The 18169-nt window shown below is 59.3% G+C and carries 18 protein-coding genes and 1 pseudogene; 16 read left to right on the top strand and 3 right to left on the bottom strand.

The features are described from left to right. The 10 genes and pseudogenes from F622_RS0109460 to F622_RS0109510 all read left to right on the top strand — a co-directional run. A partial coding sequence (locus F622_RS0109460; RefSeq protein WP_019571808.1) for an NAD-dependent epimerase/dehydratase family protein occupies positions 1-469 on the top strand: 469 nt, incomplete at its 5' end. Positions 470-726: 257 nt separating this feature from the next. Beyond that, complete coding sequence (locus F622_RS13430; protein ID WP_019571809.1) at positions 727-2109, top strand: flippase; 1383 nt, start codon at positions 727-729, stop codon at positions 2107-2109. Positions 2110-2236: 127 nt separating this feature from the next. Beyond that, the gene (locus F622_RS13435) at positions 2237-2914 is read left to right on the top strand and encodes a hypothetical protein (RefSeq protein ID WP_155997126.1); all 678 of its coding nucleotides are present in this window, start codon (positions 2237-2239) and stop codon (positions 2912-2914) included. Between the two features lie 104 nt (positions 2915-3018). Continuing rightward, positions 3019-3941, top strand: a pseudogene (locus tag F622_RS13535) (IS5 family transposase). 732 nt (positions 3942-4673) lie between these two features. Then, positions 4674-5855, top strand: coding sequence for an O-antigen ligase (locus tag F622_RS14060; protein ID WP_155997128.1), 1182 nt, complete (start codon positions 4674-4676; stop codon positions 5853-5855). Between the two features lie 397 nt (positions 5856-6252). Next, a complete protein-coding gene (locus F622_RS13870; RefSeq protein ID WP_196799431.1) occupies positions 6253-7056 on the top strand; it encodes a glycosyltransferase family 4 protein in 804 nt (267 codons plus the stop codon). A gap of 145 nt (positions 7057-7201) precedes the next feature. Next, positions 7202-8308 carry a glycosyltransferase family 4 protein gene (locus F622_RS0109495; RefSeq protein WP_019571816.1) on the top strand — a complete coding sequence of 369 codons (1107 nt, stop codon included), beginning with the start codon at positions 7202-7204 and terminating at the stop codon, positions 8306-8308. A 274-nt stretch (positions 8309-8582) separates the two neighbouring features. Beyond that, complete coding sequence (locus tag F622_RS0109500; RefSeq protein WP_231365747.1) at positions 8583-9560, top strand: glycosyl transferase; 978 nt, start codon at positions 8583-8585, stop codon at positions 9558-9560. Between the two features lie 2 nt (positions 9561-9562). Then, on the top strand, positions 9563-10390 hold the full coding sequence (locus F622_RS0109505; RefSeq protein WP_019571818.1) for a glycosyltransferase: 828 nt from the start codon (positions 9563-9565) through the stop codon (positions 10388-10390). Continuing rightward, positions 10391-11374, top strand: coding sequence for an SDR family oxidoreductase (locus F622_RS0109510; protein WP_019571819.1), 984 nt, complete (start codon positions 10391-10393; stop codon positions 11372-11374). Between the two features lie 310 nt (positions 11375-11684). Here F622_RS0109510 and F622_RS0109515 read toward each other — a convergent pair whose 3' ends face one another. From F622_RS0109515 to F622_RS0109525, 3 genes are all read right to left on the bottom strand, one after another. Beyond that, positions 11685-12083: a nucleotidyltransferase domain-containing protein gene (locus F622_RS0109515; RefSeq protein WP_019571820.1), complete on the bottom strand. Its 399-nt coding sequence runs from the start codon at positions 12081-12083 to the stop codon at positions 11685-11687. 634 nt (positions 12084-12717) lie between these two features. After that, the gene (locus tag F622_RS0109520; protein ID WP_019568700.1) at positions 12718-13116 is read right to left on the bottom strand and encodes a type II toxin-antitoxin system VapC family toxin; all 399 of its coding nucleotides are present in this window, start codon (positions 13114-13116) and stop codon (positions 12718-12720) included. After that, positions 13113-13340, bottom strand: a complete 228-nt coding sequence (locus tag F622_RS0109525) for a hypothetical protein (RefSeq protein WP_019571821.1) — start codon at positions 13338-13340, stop codon at positions 13113-13115. The genes F622_RS0109520 and F622_RS0109525 overlap by 4 nt, the downstream gene beginning before the upstream one ends. A 696-nt stretch (positions 13341-14036) precedes the next feature. Between F622_RS0109525 and F622_RS0109530 the strand changes: the two genes are divergently transcribed. From F622_RS0109530 to F622_RS0109555, 6 genes are all read left to right on the top strand, one after another. After that, positions 14037-14588: a sugar transferase gene (locus F622_RS0109530; protein ID WP_081612129.1), complete on the top strand. Its 552-nt coding sequence runs from the start codon at positions 14037-14039 to the stop codon at positions 14586-14588. Between the two features lie 385 nt (positions 14589-14973). Further along, positions 14974-15162: a type II toxin-antitoxin system RelE/ParE family toxin gene (locus F622_RS14210; RefSeq protein ID WP_231362643.1), complete on the top strand. Its 189-nt coding sequence runs from the start codon at positions 14974-14976 to the stop codon at positions 15160-15162. Beyond that, a complete protein-coding gene (locus F622_RS0109540) occupies positions 15162-15443 on the top strand; it encodes a helix-turn-helix domain-containing protein (protein WP_017926249.1) in 282 nt (93 codons plus the stop codon). The genes F622_RS14210 and F622_RS0109540 overlap by 1 nt, the downstream gene beginning before the upstream one ends. A gap of 426 nt (positions 15444-15869) precedes the next feature. Beyond that, positions 15870-16289, top strand: a complete 420-nt coding sequence (locus F622_RS0109545) for a nucleotidyltransferase substrate binding protein (RefSeq protein ID WP_019571822.1) — start codon at positions 15870-15872, stop codon at positions 16287-16289. Further along, a complete protein-coding gene (locus F622_RS0109550; RefSeq protein ID WP_019571823.1) occupies positions 16286-16624 on the top strand; it encodes a nucleotidyltransferase domain-containing protein in 339 nt (112 codons plus the stop codon). The genes F622_RS0109545 and F622_RS0109550 overlap by 4 nt, the downstream gene beginning before the upstream one ends. A 637-nt stretch (positions 16625-17261) precedes the next feature. After that, positions 17262-17687, top strand: a complete 426-nt coding sequence (locus F622_RS0109555) for a restriction endonuclease (protein WP_018169560.1) — start codon at positions 17262-17264, stop codon at positions 17685-17687. Positions 17688-18169 lie beyond the last annotated feature (482 nt).

An 18169-nucleotide genomic window follows, 5' to 3' on the forward strand; every position in this document is an offset into this window, starting at 1 on the left:
CACCGTCTACGGCCCCTGGGGCCGCCCGGACATGGCGCTGTTCATGTTCACCAAGAAGATCCTGGCGGGCGAGCCGATCGACGTCTTCAACTACGGCCACCACCGGCGCGACTTCACCTATATCGACGACATCGTCGAGGGCGTGATCCGCACCCTGGATCACGTGGCCCCGCGCAACCCCGACTGGAACGGGGCCGAGCCCGACTCGGCCACCAGCGCAGCCCCCTACCGCCTGTACAACATCGGCAACCACGAGCCGGTGGAGCTGATGCGCTACATCGAGGTCCTCGAGGACTGCCTGGGCAAGAAGGCCGAGAAGAACCTCCTGCCGTTGCAGCCGGGGGATGTCCCGGACACCTATGCCGATGTCGAGGCCCTGCGCGAGGACGTGGGCTATGCCCCCGCCACCGCGGTGGAAGACGGCATCGCCCGCTTCGTCGAGTGGTATCGCGAGTACTACCGGATCTGACGGCTACAATCTGCCAGCCCACCGTGTCCAGAAAATACCGGTCATTGCGAGCGGCTCCGCCGCGCGGCAATCAGCCTGTCCTCGTGAAGCAATCGTGGTGATGATTACGTATGAGTAGGGCTATCTCGAAGCCCGCCTCTCGCGCCGTATCGTTTAGGGCCGCACCGTGTTGCGCGATTCTGTACAGGGCGCGCATAGGTGGTTGGCAGCCTTTGGTGGGCGTTCCTATTATTGCCCCCGGCGGAATAGGCTAAGCCATGCAGCGACTCGCTAGAATAACCCAACGCTTGCGGAGTTTGACGAGCGGCGAGGGGCTGCGCGCTCGGCTGACGATGGCGAGCGGCGCTAGTGTTCTACTCAAGGTCGTTAATACAGCACTCGGTTTTGCCACGACGGTACTGTTGGCTCGTATGCTTGGTCCGGACAGCCTCGGTGTCTACGCCTTTGCCTTGGCGGTCATCATGATCGTGGGCTTACCCGCAAAAGCGGGTGTCCCACAGCTTGTGACGCGAGAAACGGCCAAGGCGCAGGCAGGAGAGGATTGGAATACCGTCAAAGGGGTCTGGCGCTGGGGGGGCGGCTTCGTTCTGGTCGCCACCGCCTTAATCGTCGTCATGGCACTAGTGGTAGGGCTCACATTCCCTGAGTATCGAGTGACGGATCATGGGCGCACTCTCACTTGGGGCCTCTTGCTCATCCCACTGATGGGCCTGGCCCTCGTCCGATCCTCCGCTCTCCGCGGGCTCGGGCATACCGTTCAGGGCCAGATTCCGGAGCTTGTAATCAAGCCGCTGGCGTTTTTGGGCCTATTGGGAGTCGCTTGGATGTCAGCGAGCGATACGCCTTTCGACCCGCACTCCGCCATGGCATTGCAAGTGGCCGCCACTGCGCTCGCTTTCGTTATTGGTGCTGCGCTTCTCTGGCGGAGCAAGCCACGGATCTTGCGCCAAGCGGGTACTAGCTACGACTCCCGCGCCTGGCTAGCGACCATTATCCCGCTCGCGTCCATCAACGCGATGTACCTTATCAACACGCAAGCGGACATTCTGTTAATTGGTGTGTTCATGGAAGATGCGGATGTGGGTCATTATAAGGTCGCTACCCAGACATCCTTGATCGTCGCTTTTGGCCTCCAGGCTACAAAAATGGTCGTCGAGCCTTACTTCTCGCGGTTTTATCATCAAGGGGAGATGGGGAAGCTCCAAAAGCTTGCCCAATCCGCATCCCGCCTAAATATTGCCATAGCCCTCACGGTGTTCGTGCCATTGGTTCTCTGGGGCGCAAGCCTCCTCCAGATCGCGTTTGGTGCCGCGTTCGTGGCAGCGTACCTACCGATGCTGATCTTGTCCGGCGCTCGTTTGGGGGGTGCTTCCGTTGGTTCTAGCGCTCACCTCCTGAGTATGGCCGGTTACCATAATGAATATGCGCGAATCTGGATTGCGGCGGGCGTTGCAAATGTTCTTCTTAACCTTGTCCTGATTCCATTTTTCGGGACCGTGGGGGCGGCCATTGCCACAGGAATAACACTTCTATTGGCCTACGGCTCTGGCTGGTGGGCTGCAAAGCGGTGGATTGGTTGCGACTGTTCGCCGTTTCCCGTTAGAATGGATGTTATTCGTAAGCGTAATTCGGGCGTGTAATATAATCGGGTATTGTTTGAGATCGCGACTCTTTCTTGGGTGCCGGCATGGGGTCATTCTTGGTTGGCGTGCGTCCATCCTGCAAATGTCTTGTATTGCGTTTAAGAAATTATCTAAGGTTAAATTAATGTTTAACGATCCAATTTTTAGGGCTCCAAGGGTTTGGTCGAACAAAGAGCTTAAAAAGTTTAAATCGCATTTTATCGGGGATATTGCTAACATTTCCGGGTGGAAAGATGAAGATAAAGAAGGCGGCTTTTATCGAGCATATTTCCCTAACGCTAGTAGCTATACCATATCGAACTATTCAACTGAATCGTGTGGTTTTCAAGGAGATATCGAGAACGAGATATTTCTGGATCTAACCGCTCCAGTGCCGAGTTCGCTTGAGTTACGTTTCGATGTTGTGTTCAATCATACAGTATTGGAGCACGTGTTTGAGGTGAATTCGGCACTCGATGCTCTGTGCTCCCTCAGCAAAGACATCGTGGTGTTGGTCGTTCCCTTTTTGCAGGAGCAGCATGCGGACTACGGGGACTATTGGCGGTTTACCCCCCTTTGTGTCGAACGGCTTCTGCGCGAGCGAGGGTTTGCGACTATCTATATCAATTACAACGATAACGCGCGCACGTCGGTCTATGTATTCGCAATAGCCTCCCGTCGCCCAGAGAGGTGGAAAGAACTAGGTTCGATGGATGGGAATCGAATCCGCGAGATGGCCACAAAGTATGCCGGTACCAATGCGATCCCAAGGAGCCGATTGACCCGCGTGAAACGTGTTCTAGGGAGGGTCTTTGGTTTTTAAAAAAGGGTGGTGCCAGGGAATGACGGATTTATTCCGCCGCCGGTCCCGCCCGACGAGTGGGTTTGGGATAATGGCGCCAGGCTTTCTGCCCGAGGTGACGACCGATGTCCCAGCGCTGCTGTTCCGATCTTGAGTATTCCGCCAACCGCAAGCAGACGTGGTGCGAACGGTTTCTATGCGATCACGCCCTGGGCGGCGCTGGTGGAGACGATCGAGCCGCACTACCCGAAGGGGAAAGCGGAGCGTCCACCGATGGGTCTGGAACGGTTGCTGTAGATGTATGTGGCGCGTCAGTGCTTCAACCTGTCGGACGGAGGGATCGAGGATGCGGTCTACGGCAGTCGGGCGATCCGGAGCTTTGTCGGGATCGAACTGAGCCACAAAGACGCCCCGAATGCCACGACCCCGCTGCAGTTCCAACGGCTGCTGGAGTAGCACAACCTGGCCCAGGTGATCTTCGACCGGATCAACGCCCAAGTGCAACAGAGGGGCCTGCGGCTGCGCGAAGGGATGGTCGTGGATAGCACGCTGATCGTGGCCCCGCCGCCGATCAAGAACCACGAGAAGGCCCGCGACCCGGAGATACATCAGGCGCAGAAGGGCAACCAGTGGTACTTCGGGATGAAGGCGCATATCGGCGCCGATGTCGTCACCGAGTTAACTCACAGAGTGAAGGGCACGGCCGCGAATCTCTCGGACGTCTCGCAGGTGCCGGAACTGCTCCATGGTCAGGAAGCCACTCTGCATGGCGACGCCGGTTACATCGGGTCGGAGAAGCGTCTGAGCGTCCGTCGTCCGGAGACGCACATCGCGCGCAAGCGAGGCGCGAGCGATGCCAGACGGTCCGGAGCGCAACCAGGTACGCGCTGATGCACGGCAGAAGGCCCAGTCGCGTCCGATCGTGGAGCATCCGTTCCATGTGATGAAGAAGCTGTTCGGATATCGGAAAGTGCGCTATCGCGGCCTCAAGAAGAACACCGCGCAGCTTCACAGCCTGTTCGCCCTGGCGAACCTGTACCGCTCGTGAAGATGGGGACTACTACCGCAGGGGTAGAGTGTCCGCAGGACCGGGGTCGCCCCTGTAACCGCCAAAAACGGCTGTTACAGGGGCCCAGGCCGGCCGTAATGGCCGTAGTGCCCTCCCAAAAAACGCTTCGGCGAGGCCCGGAGCCGGATGCCGGACCATTGATCAGTGTTTCCCTAGCTGGGAAGCGGATTCCGACAGGCTTCATCGAACGAGTGAATGTCTGCTACTGCGGCGAGGTTCTCGAACTCTATCTCCTCTACGTGCAGACGAAAGTCCGGATGCAAACGCCAAGTTCCCTTTGGTGCGATCACCCAAGCCTCCCCCGGGCTCGACGCAGTACCTCATGCCAGTCTGCTGCCGTGCCCGTCCCAGCACGTAGACTTCTGGTCCGCGTAGCTATAACTCGGCCAATCCGTCAACCCGGAATTGAGATGGAGGCATGTTATACGCCGATGACGAACGTCGTAAAGCGGATGCGATCCCGTTATTTCACTTTGTAAGTTTGTTGACGATTCCGGCCTGTCAACACGTTGGGCCCGCAGTCAGCTGCCGTAAGGCGGCATTGACCTCTCCGGATCTGGCGGCCACCCGTTTTTATACCTACGTTTTGTGTGAGGCAGGATGCACCTATATGCAGAATCAAGTACGTCAATTCCAGCGGGTTATCGGCTCCACCCCGCGACCGAAGTCCACCCGCCGATCGCGCGGCCTTTTGCGCATTAGCTGACGGAGATGTCCCAGCAAGAGACGGTCAGGCCTTGGGCTTTAGCAGGATTTTTAACGTCCTTGCTATTCCTTTTGACGTATTCCGGTTTCACAGACGTATACACCACTAACACGCCGCTAACCGCTCTTTATTATCCAGCGCTCTTTCTTGGGGTCTCCTGGGTGTTTCTTGTTAGAAGTGACTTTTGTGTTCCGCGGGAGCAGGTTTGGCTAGGAGCGCTGCTAGTCCTTTTGGCCGCGACCTATTTGGTAGGTTCGGCGGCAATTCCCGGCGGAATCCGATATGCCTCCCCACCAGCGCTATTCTTCGTCATAACGTTCGTTGCACTTGTGCTGATCCAGGCCTCTATGGTCTCTACAGGCTCTTTGGTTTGGGCACTTTGGGTCGCCTTCTCGATTCCCGTAACTGTAGCAATGCTGGGCCAAATCCTAAATCTGGTTTTTGATTTCGGGTATTTTTCAGGGGATGTTCAGAGACTAATCGGCTGGGCGGGGAATCCAAATCGCCTTGCATCACTATGCGCAATTTCCGCCCTTGTCTCCTTTTGGTTAGCTGGTGTAACGCGATTTCACCGAGGTGTTTACTGGATAATGGGAGTGTTAGCCCTTTTGGCTCTGATTTTGACTGGCTCGCGTGCTGGTCTTTTAGCTACCCTCGCCGCTCTCTTTGGCATGCTTTTGTTTTCGCCTAAGATACCTATTGTTATCAAGGTGGGTATTGCCATTCTTAGTATAGTGACTTTTGTAGTTGGGTATCTCGCTGTCTTAGATTCCGCATTTCCGTTATGGGAACGTTCGAGCTCCAATGAGCAGAGAATAGAATTCTATATTGCTGGCTTTTCGGTCTTGGCGGGCGCTGACATAAATCAATTTCTATTCGGGCATGGGTACGGCGCGTTTATGGAGAAAGTGGGGTATTCATCTCATAGCAGCTATATCCGGCTGATGGTGGATCATGGTGTTATCTTTTCGGCACTGTTTTTTCTGTTGGTGGTCTGGATCATATTTCTTTCCTTGGTTTCTCGCACTGCCATCAGTTCATTGGTAGGTGGGGGAATGATCTTCTTGCTCGTCGATTCGATATTTTCTACCGGGTTATTTTCAGCGCGGGCCGAGACCATGTTTTTCTTGTTTCTCTTGGTGGTTGGGACCGCATCAGTACGAGCGAGAAGAGTTCAGCTTCTTTAGTTTAATGATTTCTAATAGGGTCTTTATTAAAGGCGCTTGCCGTATTGCGAAGAACCACGGGAGTATCGAAAAATTGAAGATTTTGTATCTTGCCCAATCTTCTATCCCCTCAAGAGCGGCTAACTCCATTCATGTGATCAAGATGTGTTCAGTGTTTCGCATGGTAGGTTTGCAGGTTGTGTTGTGTGCACCGAAAGGATGTACGACATCGTCGAGGTCGGAGGTGTTGGAGAGATATGAAGGTGATCCAGACCTTCCCATCGTTTGGCTGAGGCGTAGCTGGACCGGATCGGTAGGGACGGCATTAGGGTGGTTCAGGTTGTTGATCGGACAATCGAGAAACGCAGAATATGTCTACTCGCGTTCTGTTCTTGGTGCGTGTGTGGCTAGGTTGTTAATGAAACGGACGATCCTCGAGGTCCACGAAGATGTTGTCAATTCAAGTTGGATTAAGCGAATTGCGCTGCATTTGGTGGTATCTCAACCGGGTGATTGTCGATTGGTTGTGATTTCTTTGGCGTTGAAGAATCATTACGAGTCGAAGTACGGGATCGATGAAAATAAGATCTTAGTCGCGCCCGATGGGGCAGATAAACTTCCGAACAACTACAGGCACACCCCTGTCGCACGAGATCAAAGTCGAATTTGTTGCGTGGGTTATGTAGGCAGCTTATTGCCTGGTAAGGGTATAGGTTTGGTGGTTGAGTTGGCGCGGCGCCTTCCTTCTTTTCGTTTTTTGATCGTCGGTGGAACGGGGCAAGAAGTTCAGTCAGCGGCTGGCGGAAGGGAGTTGCCAGATAACTTGATATGCATGGGTTATGTGGACAATAAGGATGTTCGTTCTCTAATTGACGGAATGGACATCTGCCTGTTGCCGAACCAGAAGGCTGTTAAGGGCGTGGGTGGCACGGAGATTGGTGCGTGGACGTCGCCGCTAAAGCTTTTTGAGTATATGTCGCTGGGAAAACCCGTTGTTGCTTCGGACTTAAGCGTGTTGCGCGAGGTGCTTGAGCACAAGAAGAATTCGTGGTTGTGCAACCCCGAGGATCCGGCTGAATGGGCGGGCGCTTTGCGGGCTTTAGGAAGGGATGGTAGGTTGGCGCGAAAATTGGGAGAGAATGCGCGAGCAGAGTTTGAGTGCGCGTACACGTGGGAGGCGAGAGCGAGAAATATAATGGAACGCTGTCTCGTACGTCGCTAGATTTGAAGAGGGTGTCGTGGCGTTTAGGTGGGGGCAATGAGCAGGGTTTTCCTCTGCTGGGGTTCGTGACGAACGGTAGGGGGTTTCTGGTGGTGTTCGTCTTGCGCACTTTTTGTGTAAAAGTATTAGATTGGGGTTTTGCGCTATGAAAATCTTGTACGTCGTGTCGACCCTCGCCAATACTGGGCCAACTAACCAGCTCTACAGTCTTGTGAGAAAACTGAACCGGGATGTTTACTCGCCGAGCTTACTGACGCTTTCGCCGGAACCGGAGACTAATAGTGCGTGGAGCAGGTTCGAGGGCCTAGAGGTCGAGATGGGGAGTTTGAGGCTCTCGAGGTTAGAGGGGCTGCTCTTGGCGCGGTCGCGGGTGCGCGAGCTGATGGAGAAGATCAAGCCTGACATTGTTCATACGCAGGGGATCCGGGCGGATGTCCTGAATGTAGCGACCATGAAAGGAGTGCCGTCTCTGTGTACAGCGCGTAACTATCCGTTTTCAGATTATCCGTCGAAATTTGGGAAGTTTCGCGGCAGTGTGATGGCGCGACAACATGTTCAGGCGCTTCGCAAAATCCATGTGGTGGCTTGTTCTCATGCAATCGCCACACAACTCGTGCCACACGGCATTGCTCCGGATGTTGTTCAGAATGGAGTGGAGGCCGAGACTTTCTATCCAGTGGATAGCGCGAGGAAGGCGGTGTTACGTAGCCGGCTTGGGTTGCCTCAGGATGCCCTTGTGTTGCTCTCGGTTGGAAGCCTGATCCCACGGAAGGATATGCTCACGGCGGTAGAGGCGTATCAAGCTGCACGGTTGGGGCCGAATGCTCGTCTGGTTGTATTGGGTGGTGGGCCGCTCGAGGGGGAGTTGCGTAGTTTGGCGGACGAAACCGTGGTGCTAAAAGGGCATGTTGACAACATTAAGGATTACCTCAACGCGGCGGATGTATTCGTTTCTAGTTCGCTTGCGGAGGGGCTTCCGAACACTGTGCTGGAAGCGATGGCCAGTGGGCTACCGTGCATTTTGTCGGATATACCTCCACATCGTGAGTTGCAGGAGGATGACGATGCGTTCTTTCCATGTGGAGATATAAGTGCTCTTTCTTCCAGATTGTCGGCGATGGCGGATAAGGACCGGACGGCGCTAGGCCGTGAAGCCAGGCGGCACGTGGAGCATCGGCTTAGCGCAGAAAGGATGGTCGCGGAGTATCAGGAAATTTACCGTAAGGTTGTGGAGGCGCAGGGTGGGCAATAACTTCTCCCGTTTGGAACGAATGGTAGCGCGTGGACTCAGTATGTCGCCAGGTCTGAAGGCGTGGGCGAAGAGAAGTTACCAGCGGGTAGTCTATTTCCGACACAAGAAGCCGAATGCTAGCGAAACTCGTCATAGGTTGCAAACGGTGAGTGGCGATGCGCCGGAGTCGTTTTTCGGCTACTACGATAAATCGCCGCTTAGCCCATCCGGTTCGCATATTATTTTCCAGGAAACGCAGGGGCCTAGTATGGAGTTACCTCGTGGGAGGCACTCCGTGAATGTTGTTTTAGCGGATGCGGGGGATGGTGGGGTCATCGCCAGATTCCCCTCGGCTGCCTACAATTGGCAGCAGGGGACCAAACTCCAGTGGATCACGGCGGAACGCTTCGTGTTTAACGCGTACGATTTGGAAGCTGACGCGTATGTGGCTCGCATCGTCGATGCAGTTAGTGGTGAGAGCATTCGGACGCTTCCTGCGCCGGTTTACGACTGCTTTGGGGAGCGGTCTGCTCTTACGCTGAACTTCGACCGTTTGGCACGACTGGCGCCGGACTATGGGTATTTTTGTCGCACGAACCGGGCGTTCGACGTGGATGCGGTTGACGATGATGGCGTGTGGTCGATGGACATGACAACGGGGGAAACCCGTTTGATCTTGTCACTCGCTCAGCTCGAGAAGTTGGACCCATTGGAAAGCATGGTGGGGGCGAAACACTCGGTTAATCACATAATGATAGCGGCAGATGGCGAACGGTTCATAGTCATTCACCGGTGGTATAAGGGTCGACGCCGGTATGACCGGTTGGTGCTTGCGGGCGTGGATGGGAGGAACCCGACCGTGCTGGCCGATGAGGGCATGGTGAGCCATTGCTTTTGGGCTACGGGAACGGAGGTGCTTGGATATCTCAGAGGGCCGGATGGCAGCGAAGGTTATTGGCTTCTTGACACGGTCTCCAGGGAGGTTCGGCAACTTGATTGCTCGGGTCTAGAAGGGCTAGGAGATGGTCATCCGCACGTGGTTGGGGACTGGTTCGTGACCGATACGTACCCGGATAAGGCGCGGATGCAGCACTTGATGCTGGGGAACTGGCGCACGGGTGAGGTTCGGGAGCTGGGGCAGTTCTTTCATGGGTTCGAGTATGAAGGGGAGTCGCGCTGCGATCTGCATCCCCGGCTGACTCCCGACGGCAAGGGTGTCTATTTCGACTCAGTATTTTCCGGTAAGCGACGGCTTTATCGACTGGATCTTTGAGCGTGGGTATTGCGATTTTGATGTCTGTGTACAGGGGGGATAAGCCTGAGCATTTCGAACGCGCAGTGCGCAGCATATCGGGTGAACAGACGCGTAAGCCGGACCAAGTGGTTCTGGTATTGGACGGCCCGGTGGAGGCTGAACTTCGAAGGGTGATCGAGTTAGTGCAGAGGGAGATTGGGGATTCACTCCGGCTTGTTCCGTTGGAAACAAACCAGGGCTTGGGGCGCGCTCTTGACGCCGGATTGCGCGAATGCAACCAGGAATTGGTGGCCCGGATGGATGCTGATGATATCGCGATGCCGGAGCGCCTGGAGCGTCAAGAGCAGTTCTTGAACGAGCATTCCGATATTGATGTGGTCGGCTCGGGAGCGCAAGAGATTGACGAGGCCGGGGTGGAGGGGGCTAGACGGAGAGTGCCTGAGGCACATGACGAGCTTCTGGCAATGCTCTGGACGAATCCGTTTATTCATTCGTCTGTGATGTTCCGGAGGGATCGGATTCTCTGTGCGGGCGGCTATGATTCGAATCTTAGGCGGCGGCAAGACTATGAACTTTGGTTTCGCGCCGCAGAGAATGGTTTGCGCTTTGGCAACATAGATGAGCCGCTCGTAAAGTATCGGTTTGACCGCAATACGCACAAGAAGCAGCCAGTCGCGCTTGCGTGGGAGCAGGCGTTGATCGGCTTTAGAGGGAGTAAGCGGTTAGGGCTGGAATGGTGGAAGCAGATCGGCTGTTTTGTGCCGTTTGTCCGGGCGTTGATGCCGGGGTGGGCGCAGCACGGGTTATATAAGGCGCTAGGGCGGATTGATCCCAGGAGGGGGCGTTAGATGGCTGAACTGGAGGCCTTTTCTCGGGGCGAAAGGTCTGTTGGAAATATCTTGGTTACCGGGGTCACGGGGTTCGTGGGCGCTGCGTTGGCCGAGCGCCTTCACAGTGCTGGTGCCGCGGTGCGCGGTGCAGTGCGGCGCGATGTGGCTGAATCTGTTTCCTTCGAGCCCACGATGGTGGGCTCGATTGATGGCGCGACGGAGTGGGGGGATGCGCTCGCTGGCATGGAGGCAGTAGTCCATCTGGCAGCCCGGGCGCATGTGCTTGATGAGCCGGAGGCGGATCCTCTGGAGGCATTCCGCCGGGTGAATGTGGAAGGCACGCTATGGCTGGCGCGCCAGGCGGCGGAGGCCGGGGTGCGCCGGTTTGTGTTTCTGAGTTCCATTGGGGTGAATGGACACGAGAACGTGCGACCTTTCAGCGAAGGCGACGCACCGTCGCCGCAGGAGCCTTACGCAGTGTCCAAGCGCGAGGCGGAAGACGGCCTTCGTGAGCTGGCTGCGGATACGGGCATGGAGCTGGTGATTATTCGGCCCTCGCTCGTGTATGGGCCGGGGGCACCTGGGAATTTCGGCAGTCTGCTGCGCTGGGTGCACAAGGGGGTGCCGTTGCCACTGGGTGCGGTGACGCAGAACCGGCGCAGTCTGGTGGCGCTGGATAACCTGGTGGATTTGATTGTGACGTGTCTGGACCATCCGGCGGCGGTTGGGGAGACCTTCCTGGTGGCGGATGGGGAGGATGTGTCCACGGCCGGGTTGTTGCGCAAGGTGGGGGATGCGCTGGAGCGGCCGGCGCGGTTGGTGCCGGTGTCGGTTTGGATGTTGCGGGCCGGGGCAGCGGCGCTGGGCAAGGGGGAGATGGCGCGGCGGTTGTTGGGGTCGTTGCAGGTGGATGCTTCGAAGGCGCGGGAGGTGCTGGGGTGGGTGCCGCCGGTTTCGCTGGATGAGGGGTTAAGGCGGGCGGTGGCGCCGTTGCGGGGGTAGGGTTGGTGGTTTTCGGGCTTTGGCGGGGGCTTCGCGGCCAAGGCCGCTCCTACGGGGGCGCGCCGGGAAAATGGGTAGCCTTTGGAGATCGCTTCGTCGCTTTGCTCCTCGCGATGACGGGGTGGTTGGGGTGTTTCCTGGACATGCAGGTGCGGTGGGTTGCTTTCGGGCTTTGTTGCACCGCACGGGACAGGTTCAGGGCAATGATGTCCTGTGTGTCCGGGTCTTGCTGGAGTTGGTTGGGGTCGTCCGGGCAACGTTGCGCGACCCGCTGGACGCAATAGCGCAGCGTTTCGAGCTTTTTGTTCGATTACCCGGCGATCCACGCTTGTCTTCGTTCGGCCAGAATGCGGTCGCGGTAGGGGGAGAAATCGGCCTGGTCGAGCAAGTGGCGCGTGAGGAAGCGGGCGTGGGCCTCGTCTTGTCCGGTAAGGCGGATGCCGCGTGTGACGATCTCGCCCAGTAAGGGTTCGCCGGCCTGGGTGAGGTCTACAAGGTCCACGGGACGACCGGTGGTGGAGGCGATTTCTTCGATGAGCGCGATGCGCGTGGTGGTTGGAAGCGGCGCTCCCGCGCTGACGGCCAGGTCGACATCGCTATGTGGATGCATTTTTCCGCTCGCGAGGGATCCGAACAGGATGGCTAGCTCCAGCTCGTGATGGTGTCGCAACACGGCACGAATGCGATCGATTTCGGTGCGATGCCTCATGCATCCCAGTGTAGGGAGATGTCTCTGAATGTGCGCGTTCGCATTTATGGGTGATTGGCGTCTCCTTAGTAGAGGCAACGCTGGGGCGGAGAGGATTTTGTTGTTGGCCGTTATCCCGGAAACTGTGGAGTGGTTGTCCGGGGGCTCTGACGTGGGTGGCAGCACCGGCGTTTGGTGTTTCTCTGACGTGGGAGATCCCGGCTCTTCGCTTCGCTACGGCCGGGATGACGTTGTAGTGGTGGCGCTGCGGCCGGGAGGACGGGGTGGGGTGGTGCTGCGGCCGGGATGATGGCAAGGGAATTCCACGGAGACTGCCTGCTTCGTAGTCCCGCAGGATCCACCTCTCGGGTCATCCCGGAAACGGCGAAGCCGTTATCCGGGATCTGTACCGGCCAGCGTTAGCACAGTGGCTGTGGAATCCCATCCGTGCGCGATGCCGGCTCTTCGCTGCGCTGCGGCCGGGATGACGTTGTAGTGGTGGCGCTGCGGCCGGGATGACGGGGTAGGGTGGTGCTGCGGCCGCCGATGATGCATCGGCTGCGGGGGTTGGCTTTGGAGGTCGCTTCGTCGCTTTGCTCCTCGCGATGACGGGTTGTAGTGGGGTGTGGTCGCGATGGCCGGAGGGGCTTGCGGGTCAGGTGAACCAGTCGGTGAGTGGGAGACTGGGGACCCGTTGGAACTCGGCCACGTTGTGGGTGACGAGGGTCGCGTTGTAGGCCAGGGCAGTGGCGGCGATCAGTGTGTCCATGGGGCCGATGGGTGTGCCCTGTTGCTCGAGCTGGGCGCGTATGCGGGCGGCATGGCTGGCGGTGGGTCGGTCAAACGGGAGGACGGTGACGACATCGAGTAGCTCGGCCAGCTGCTTTTGGCGTTTTTCGGGCTCGCTGGACTTGGCGATGCCGGTTTCGAGCTCGTACACCACAATGGCGGGAACGAGGACGTCGGAGGGTGCTGTGGCCAGCAGGTTTTCGGCGACCTTGCCGTGACCCTTGAAGAAATAGATCAGGGTGTTGGTGTCCAGGGCGTATTTCACAGCGCTTCGCGGGGGCTGTCCGGGGGCGTGTCGCGCAGTTCCTCGGCCGTGGGTAAGTCATTCCATTGACCGGCCAGGGTGCGGACGGAGTCGGGCCACTCGGTTCGGGTGTTTTCTTCTACCAGCCGTGCGACGAAGCGGCTGACGGGGATGCCGGCCGATTGAGCTGCGCGCTTGAGGCGCTGTTCGTGGTCATTGTCGAGGTAGATGGTGACTTGGCCCATACATTCCTCCTGCTAAGCATATAAGTGGGATTATATGTTCGAGGGTGTCGCCTGGCCAATCGTTCCGTGAATACGGGATGTACCGGGAAGGCCCTTGCTGGGGCTTCGAGCACCCTATGCCGCTGGCTTACGGTCCTGCTGTCGTCCCGGCCGTAGCGCAGCGAAGAGCCGGGATCTCCCACGTCAGGAAAACACCAACGCCAGTACCACCACTTACGCACGAGATCCCGGCTCTCCGCTGCGCTACGGCCGGGATGACGGTGTGGGGTGGTGCTGCGGCCGGGATGATGGCAAGGGAATTCCACGGAGACTGCCTGCTCCGTAGTCCCGCAGGATCAACCTCTCGGGTCATCCCGGAAACGGCGAAGCCGTTATCCGGGATCTGTACCGGCCAGCGTTAGCACAGTGGCTGTGGGACCCCATCCGTGGGAGATCCCGGCTCTTCGCTGCGCTACGGCCGGGATGACGATTTGGGACGGCGCTGCGGACGGGGTGACGATTTGGGGCGGCGCTACGGCCGGAATGACGGGGTGGTTGGTGGTTTTCTGGCTTTGGCGGGGGCTTCGCCGCCGAGGCGGCTCCTACGGGAGTGGCGTTTGGCATAGGTGGCCAGACTCTGGCTGATGGGGTATGGGTTGGCGTGGTGATCGCCCAGGGGGCTGGGCGCATACATGTAGGAATAGAGGTGAGAGTGTTTTGATACGGGTTCTGGATGTGGTGTTGTCGGTGTTGGGGCTGGTGGTGGCGGCGCCGGTGTTGCTGGTGTTGTGGGTGCTGGGCTGGATGGAGTCGCGGTCGCCGCTGTTTCGGCAGGAGCGCGTGGGGCGCTATCAGCGACCTTTTGTGCTGGTGAAGTTCCGCACGATGCGGCCGGATACGGCGTCGGTGGCGACGCATCTGGCCGAGGCCTCGGCGGTGACGCCCCTGGGGCGCTTTCTGCGGAAGACAAAGCTGGATGAGCTGCCGCAGTTGTGGAATGTGCTGAAGGGTGAGATGAGCCTGGTGGGGCCGCGGCCGGGGTTGTTCAACCAGGAAGAGCTGCTGCAGGAACGGGCGGCGCGCGGTGTGCTGGATGCGCGACCGGGGATTACTGGCCTGGCACAGATCCGCGGGATCGATATGTCCACGCCGCGCGAGCTGGCCGAGGTGGACCGTCAGATGCTGGATGCGCTGACGGTCCGGGCGTACTTCCGGTATCTGGTGCTGACGGTGCTGGGGCGGGGATCGGGGGACCGGGTTCGGCCGTAGTTCGGTTTGCGGGTTTCCGCGCTACGTCACAGCCAGGTCCTATGCGTCGTCATCCCGGAAACCGCGTGGCGGTTATCCGGGATCTCTGGCGTGGGTGGTGGTACTGGCGTTTGGCGTTGGTCCGACGTGGGAGATCCCGGCTCTTCGCTGCGCTACGGCCGGGATGACGGGGTCGGGGGTGCTGCGGCTTGAGTGGCTTCGGGGGCGGTATTACGCCATGGATGGCGAAGGAAGATAGCAAAAATGCGATATACTCCATGGACGGTGCGTGTCGTGCCACTCGCCGAGAAGGAGATTAGGGCGCTGCCGCCGGATCTCCAGGCTCGCTATCTGCGGCTGGTGGATGTGATTCAGGACCACGCCCCGAGGGTGTTAGGTATGCCCCATGCGCGGCATGGTGGAGGGCAAGATCTGGGAGTTGCGGCTGAAGGGGCGTAACGGGATTGCTCGAGCCCTTTATGTCTGCGCAGCTTCACGCGAGGTGGTTGTTCTGCATGTCTTCGTGAAGAAAAGCCAGAAGACCCCGCGTCGGGCGATTGATACGGCCAGGAAGCGGTGGGAGGAGTATCTGTGATGAAGACCCATGAGGAACTGAAAGCCGAGCTGCTGGAAGACTCGGAGGTACGCCGCGAGTATGAGCAGCTGGGGCCGGAGTTCGAGTTCATCGAGGCTCTGCTCGACGCGCGCGCCAGGGCGGGCCTCAGCCAGGCAGAAGTCGCCCGACGCATGGGGACCACGCAGTCGGTGGTGGCGCGGCTGGAGGGTGGCCGGTCGGCCCCTACCTGGAAGACCCTTTGCCGGTATGCGGAGGCCACGGGGCGTCGGCTCCGACTGCATCTGGAGGATCGGGCCTGACCTCCTGAAGGTTCGGGCCACCGGTATTGTGGGAGGCCAGCCCTCTGGCCGATCCGGCGTTGGCCCGGCCCCTCAAACCGGGCGCGGCGTCCTTTGCTGTCTAGCAGCCGCATCACGTCCCTCTCTTCGGCTTCCGGCACCGTCGAAAAGCCATATCTCCATCCTTCGTCATCCTGGAAAACGCGTTGCGGTTATCCGGGATCTCCACCGGCCAGCGGTAACGGAGTGGCTGTGGGGTCCCATCCGTGGGAGATCCCGGCTCTTCGCTGCGCTACGGCCGGGATGACGGGGTGGGGTGGTGCTGGGGCGGGGATGACGGGGTAGGGCGGGCTGCGACCGGGATGATGGGAGCGGGCCAGGATTTCGCTAGGTGACGCGGGATGCGTTGTCACGTAGCGTTGAAGCTGGGTTTCGATGGAGTTTCTGATGGCGGACGTGGATGTACGCTGGACACAGCGCCTGGCGAATTTCCGGCGGGCACTGGAGCAGCTGGAAGGAGCGGTCGAACTGGCTGGCCAGCGCGAGCTTTCGGACCTGGAGCGTCAAGGGTTGATTCAGGCGTTCGAGTTCAACCACGAGTTGGCCTGGAACGTGATGAAGGACTATTTCGCCTGGCAGGGAAATACGGCGATTACCGGCTCGCGCGATGCGGTCCGGGAAGCCTTTGGCAAGGGGTTGATCGAGGATGGTGAAGGCTGGATGGAGATGATCCGCAGTCGGAATCTGACGGCTCATGCCTACAACGAGAAGGTCGCGCGGGAGATCTCGGATCAGGTGATCGAGCGCTATTGCGGGCTTTTTCGTGCATTTGCGACGCGCATGGGCGAACTGGAGGCGCGTGCGTGACGGCCGTGGCGACGGATTCCCAGTTCGGGCTCCCGGATTATGTGGTAACGCGGTTGTGCCAGGTGTTTGATCGTTGGCCGGAGGTTTCCGCGGTCTGGTTGTACGGTTCCCGTGCGATGGGCACGTTTCGAAAGGCGTCCGATATTGATCTGTGCGTGGAAGCAGATGCTCTGGCGGTGACGGATCTGTTGAAGATCGAGGGCGAGATTGACGACTTGTTGTTGCCCTGGAAAGTGGACCTTTCGTTGTGGCACCAGATCGATGCCCCCGACCTGCGTGATCACATTCGCCGGGTCGGGGTGGAGTTCTGCCGCGCGGGTGCGGTTGGCGGTTGAGCGGGTTCTGCGCGGTCCGGGAGTCTGCGTATGGGCGGCGCCAATGTCCCTGTGTGATCCAGCCCGTGTTTCCCCTTTCTTGTCATCCCGGAAACCGCGTCGCGGTTATCCGGGATCTCTGGCGTGGGTGGTGGCTCCGGCGTTTGGCGTCATTCCGACGTGGGAGATCCCGGCTCTTCGCTTCGCTTCGGCCGGGATGACGGGGTAGGGTCGTTGCGGCCGGGATGGCATTTGCGTCGCCCGTGGAGATCGTCGCGTCGCTGCGCGCCTCGGGATGACAGAGTGGGGTGGGCGGTCGTGGCGTTTCGTTGAAAGGGTTGGTGGTTTTCGGGCTTTGGCGGGGGCTTCGCGGGCGAGCCCGCTCCCACGGGGTTAGGCCGGTGGTGGAGGGTGGCCTTGTACAGCGCGTCGTCGCCTTGCTCCTCGCGATGACGGATTGGTGCTGCGGCGGGCATGACCGGGTGGGGATGCGATCCTGTGGCCCGGACGGGGGGATGGATGAGCGTTTCCGTGAGTGTGCAGCGAGCCTGCATGGGCGTCACCGCGCGTTGGCTGCGTGGAAACTCGATTCGGGCGTGTACATTCGGCAAGGTTCCGGTAGCGTTTGGGGTGTGGGCACTCCGGGAGGGCGATCAAGATGGACGATTGGACTGAGCGATTGGAACAACTGGGGACTGCGGACCGCGTTCGGCTGGTGCAAGGGTTGCTGCGCGCTATGGGGTATGTCGAGGTCGCGGTGCCGGAGGAGGATGCCCGCCCGTGGCTGGAGCGGGTGATGGTGCCTGCGGCGGGTGGCGAAGACCTGCCGCGGCTGGTGGTGGGTGTGGCGCGTGATCCGTCGGCGGAAACGGATTTGGACGAGCTGGAGGCCTTTGCCAGCGGTCGGCGTGCCGGGGACCGAGGGATGTACGTAAGCCCCGGCGGGTTTTCGGCCGAGGCGCGGGAGCGTGCGGCGGACTTGTCCGTTCCGGTCATGCTGCTGGAGCCGGCGGACCTGGCCGAGCGGTTGCGCCAGCACTGGGGGGCCCTGGACCCGGATACGCAGGCGCTGTTGCAGGGCTGAGGGCCGCCCGGACCGAGGCGATCCATCGAATGCATCGCAGATGTGGGCTGCACCCTGGCTGATGGGGCTGCGACGCGCGGGGGGTCGCGCCGAGCGCTGAGCGCCTATCCGGGGGTCGGGCCTTGTGCCGCAGGATTCAGTGTTGTTGGGCGCTCGCCGGTGGGTGCCTTGCCCCGGTGGCGGTTCAGGCTCTGGACCACTAGAGGGTGCCCTGGCCCCGGGATTTCGGGGGAGCTTCACCCCCGCCGGAAAGCCACATTCCCATCCTTCGCGATCCCGGAAAGCGCGGCGCAGGTAGCCGGCCGGGATCTCGTGCGTTGGGGGTGAGTCACGCGGTGGAGATCCCGGCTCTTCGCTGCGCTACGGCCGGGATGACGGGGGCGCGCTGCGGCTGGAGTGGAGGTAGCCGCTTGAGTATGTTGCGGGGGTTCGTCCCCGGCCTGGATCGCATGTGCTCCAGGGCCGGTGCTCGGCGCCCGCAA

Origin of the sequence: Thioalkalivibrio sp. ALMg3 (assembly GCF_000381225.1) — a bacterium.
Classification (GTDB): domain Bacteria; phylum Pseudomonadota; class Gammaproteobacteria; order Ectothiorhodospirales; family Ectothiorhodospiraceae; genus Thioalkalivibrio; species Thioalkalivibrio versutus.

Bases quoted from the DNA above. Each gene is read 5' to 3' on its own strand.
- F622_RS13430 (WP_019571809.1), top strand. From the start codon at position 727: ATGCAGCGACTCGCTAGAATAACCCAACGCTTGCGGAGTTTGACGAGC.
- F622_RS13435 (WP_155997126.1), top strand. From the start codon at position 2,237: ATGTTTAACGATCCAATTTTTAGGGCTCCAAGGGTTTGGTCGAACAAA.
- F622_RS14060 (WP_155997128.1), top strand. From the start codon at position 4,674: ATGTCCCAGCAAGAGACGGTCAGGCCTTGGGCTTTAGCAGGATTTTTA.
- F622_RS13870 (WP_196799431.1), top strand. From the start codon at position 6,253: ATGAAACGGACGATCCTCGAGGTCCACGAAGATGTTGTCAATTCAAGT.
- F622_RS0109495 (WP_019571816.1), top strand. From the start codon at position 7,202: ATGAAAATCTTGTACGTCGTGTCGACCCTCGCCAATACTGGGCCAACT.
- F622_RS0109510 (WP_019571819.1), top strand. From the start codon at position 10,391: ATGGCTGAACTGGAGGCCTTTTCTCGGGGCGAAAGGTCTGTTGGAAAT.
- F622_RS0109515 (WP_019571820.1), bottom strand. From the start codon at position 12,083: ATGAGGCATCGCACCGAAATCGATCGCATTCGTGCCGTGTTGCGACAC.
- F622_RS0109525 (WP_019571821.1), bottom strand. From the start codon at position 13,340: ATGGGCCAAGTCACCATCTACCTCGACAATGACCACGAACAGCGCCTC.
- F622_RS14210 (WP_231362643.1), top strand. From the start codon at position 14,974: ATGCGCGGCATGGTGGAGGGCAAGATCTGGGAGTTGCGGCTGAAGGGG.
- F622_RS0109540 (WP_017926249.1), top strand. From the start codon at position 15,162: ATGAAGACCCATGAGGAACTGAAAGCCGAGCTGCTGGAAGACTCGGAG.
- F622_RS0109545 (WP_019571822.1), top strand. From the start codon at position 15,870: ATGGCGGACGTGGATGTACGCTGGACACAGCGCCTGGCGAATTTCCGG.
- F622_RS0109555 (WP_018169560.1), top strand. From the start codon at position 17,262: ATGGACGATTGGACTGAGCGATTGGAACAACTGGGGACTGCGGACCGC.